This window comes from Gracilimonas sp. (genome assembly GCF_035704785.1).
Classification (GTDB): domain Bacteria; phylum Bacteroidota; class Rhodothermia; order Balneolales; family Balneolaceae; genus Gracilimonas.
The window spans coordinates 1-3,258 of record NZ_DASSWP010000100.1 but is presented as its reverse complement, the minus strand read 5'-3'; the positions used below and the strand labels follow the sequence as shown (position 1 = coordinate 3,258).

3 protein-coding genes and 1 pseudogene are annotated in these 3,258 nt (G+C 40.9%); 1 reads left to right on the top strand and 3 read right to left on the bottom strand.

Annotated elements, in window-relative coordinates:
• Positions 1-234, top strand: a 234-nt coding sequence (locus tag VFM80_RS05870) for a VOC family protein (RefSeq protein WP_395070503.1), incomplete at its 5' end; no start/stop codon positions are given.
• A gap of 2 nt (positions 235-236) precedes the next feature.
• On the opposite strand, the gene ppgK is transcribed toward VFM80_RS05870, so the two are convergent.
• The 3 genes and pseudogenes from ppgK to secA form a co-directional block, all read right to left on the bottom strand.
• Positions 237-998 carry a polyphosphate--glucose phosphotransferase gene (gene ppgK / locus VFM80_RS05865; RefSeq protein WP_395070502.1) on the bottom strand — a complete coding sequence of 254 codons (762 nt, stop codon included), beginning with the start codon at positions 996-998 and terminating at the stop codon, positions 237-239.
• 106 nt (positions 999-1,104) lie between these two features.
• Positions 1,105-2,082, bottom strand: coding sequence for a GDSL-type esterase/lipase family protein (locus VFM80_RS05860; RefSeq protein WP_395070500.1), 978 nt, complete (start codon positions 2,080-2,082; stop codon positions 1,105-1,107).
• Positions 2,083-2,625: 543 nt separating this feature from the next.
• Positions 2,626-3,258 (bottom strand): annotated as a pseudogene (secA, locus tag VFM80_RS05855) (preprotein translocase subunit SecA); the annotation flags it as partial.

Here is a 3,258-nt window from a genome sequence, read left to right as displayed (position 1 = left end):
GGGAGCGTAGGTGGCACTATTATCCAAAATGGGGACTGGTATATTCCAAGCGATAAAAAAGGGCCATTATTATATTTGAATGCAAATCCTGACTTAATTCATGTACTTGATCGTGTCGAAAAAGCAGGTGGCAAGATTACGATACCAAAACGCCAGATCACAGAGGAAAATGGTTATATGGCGGTGATCATAGATAGTGAAGGGAACCGGGTGGCGTTGCATTCTAACCGCTAGAATTACCGGTAAAATTCTTTATTCTTTAATTGAACGGAAGCGGCGTAGTAGGCAGCTCCTACAATACTGGCATTATTGAGAAGACTGGCGGCTTTAAATTTAGTTTTAATTTTTATGTAGGGGAATGTCTTTTCAGCTTTTTTACTTAGCTGCCCGCCAAGAATAAAGAGATCGGGATGGAATAAACGTTCATAATGTTCAAGAACTAATTGAAGACGTTTTCCCCAGGTTTTTTTGCGGATACCTTCTTCCTTACGCACTCGGTTTGAAGCTCTTTCCTCAATACTGATTCCTTTGATTTCAACTTGACCAAGTTCGGTATTTGGCACCAAAATGCCATCCACAAAAATTGAGGACCCAATTCCGGTTCCAACGGTTAAAACAATAACGGTTCCTCTCTGGCCTTTACCTACACCAAACGTCATTTCGGCAAGCCCCACTGCATCAGTGTCGTTGATAACACTGACATTGCATCCCGTTATTTCTGTAAATAAATGGTCGGCATCAGCATCTACCCATCCTTGATCCATACGAGTAGTTGAAAGGACAATACCTTTACTTGTAGCAGCAGGAAATGCACATCCGATCGGGCCATTCCAATCAAACTTTTTTACGAGTTTGTGGAGCTTGGATATGAGCTTATGTGGCCGGGTATCTTCAATTTTATCCGTGGTTTTTTTCTTAGATACAATCTCTCCTTTTTCTGTATCAACAATGGCTCCTTTAATGCCATAACTCCCAATGTCTATCCCTAAAACTTCCACGTATGCCTTTTTGTTTTAATGCGGCCATAAACATAGCGAAAAAATTAATAGGTACATAGCATGATGATGAATTTAAACCAATAAGGGTCCATAGCCATGCGCCCTTCTAGTTTGTCTCTAAGATTGAAATGGCGTACTGCTCCCAAAGTACAGTATTCAAAGCCTCGTAATACACCGTTCCCATAATTTCATAGCCACTTTCGTTTAAATGAACCCCATCACTCCCCACATGATCTTCAAGTTTCAGCTCTTTTTCTACATCAGCAAGGATGATGTTCTCTCCATTTTCTTTACGATTTGAGATATAAGATCGCAGCTTGGAATTGAACATTTTTGTCACTTCAGCACGGTCTCTTTCTTCCAATTCTTCCTCTCCAGATTCTCTTGATGTCACCGGTGGAATGGTTGCCGCAATGATATATGTGCCGGGTTCTGAGCTATCAAAAATTAACTGAACCAGGTCGTCCCACCGTTTCGCTATCTCTTCTGCTGTTTCATTTAAGTACCATGCTATATTGTTTGTGCCAAGCATCAACAAAATATACTGGGGCTTATGTGTATTCATCAGGCTTTCCGCTTTATCTGTAACTTCCTGGATGGTAACCCCACCAACACCTTCATGATCAGGATCCGGAATAAGGCCTGCTTGTTGTTGATCACCCACATAATCAAGTTCATGCCCATCGGCTATTAGAAGATTCCAAAGCGTTGCGCGCGAGCGTCCATCATTGGTTAAACTGTCGCCCAATGGCATAATCACCAACACTCCTTCCGAGGGAGGAGGACTCGACTTAATTATATAGCTAAGCTCCGAATTTAGTTGTTGATTGTCTTCATTCCTCAACTCTGCTTCTATAATAAATTCACCCGATATAGAATAATGTTGACTAATTCGGAATGAATCTTCCACGAGAGGTTCAATAGACAAGCTATCAGAACTAAAATCAACGAAAGTAATGGGTGATTCACTTTTAAAATAATCACCTAAATAAAAAGTAACGCTCTTACTCTGCTCTCCTTCAATTACTTCTGCTACTTGTTCTATTGTATTTGAACCCGGAGTTTCTTGACATGCAACGGTCATTAATATTAATAACCAAAATGAAATTATGGTACGTGTAAACATAGTTAATGAATTTTAATTACTCTCTGAATTCTTTAAGTGGCGGCTTAAAAATGCATCGCCGTTATATTTCTCTCTTCTCTTGAAGCTTAATTCAATAACTATCTTACATAACATTTGTTCCACTCAACATATTTATACAAAAAATTTACAACACTTTCGTCAACCACTTCTCTACTTTTTGAACCAGTGACCGATCTTTGATCAATTCAACAGACTTGCTGATGTCGTTATTGAAATAGTGACCTTCTGTTGCGAGTGGAATTATCGATCTGATGAATTTATGAGCAATTTCCACTCCTTTACCGGGTTTGAGGCTTTTTCTAAAATCGAGTGCTTAAGCTGCTGTAAAAAACTGAATCCCCAAAATGGTCTCCACATTTCCATAAATCTTAAGCAGGTGTATAGCACTGATACTACCCATACTCACATGACCTTACTGCCCTGTCGCAAGCCTGTGATTTTGAGCTACCGTTCCGAGGACCTTAGGAGGTTTTCTAATTCTTATTTCTCAACCAGGATCCAGCCTTCTTCTTCCACCATGCCTTTGGCGTACTTCCATTTAACTTCTTTGGTCTCACCGCTGTTCATATTTTGAACCGTCACGTAATCATTTCGTCCGGGTTCATCTGCTACTTCAACCGGTTGTCGTTTCTCATTTCCGCCTTGTGGTTTTTGCCCGCCTTGCTGAGGTGCAGGAGCCTTAAGTCCCATTCCGGTGGAGTCAGCGTGCTGGGTTTCCATAGCTGAAGTATCAAACCGTGATTTTTGTTTCTGAGCCTGTTGCAGTTTGGAATCTTCAGCCTGAACTTCAGGAATTGCTTTCCAGATGAGTGATATTGCTTCCTGGTTGATATCGTCCAATAACATTTTGAACATATCGAATGCTTCACGCTTGTATTCAAGCAGGGGATCTTTTTGGGCAAAAGATCGAAGCCCGATACCTTCTTTTACAGAATCAAGTTCACGCAAATGTTCCATCCACTTTTGATCGATGATGGATAGAATGGCACTTTTTTCGAGAGAACGGGCAACTTCCCGACCTTCATTTTCAAGAGCTGATTCCACATCCACTACAATACGCATGCGGCGGATTCCATCTGTGAATATCACTTGTACTTTATCGGGACGATTGTC

What these genes read in the sequence shown, in the direction of transcription:
- VFM80_RS05860 (WP_395070500.1), bottom strand. Translation starts at nt 2,082, where the DNA reads ATGACCGTTGCATGTCAAGAAACTCCGGGTTCAAATACAATAGAACAA.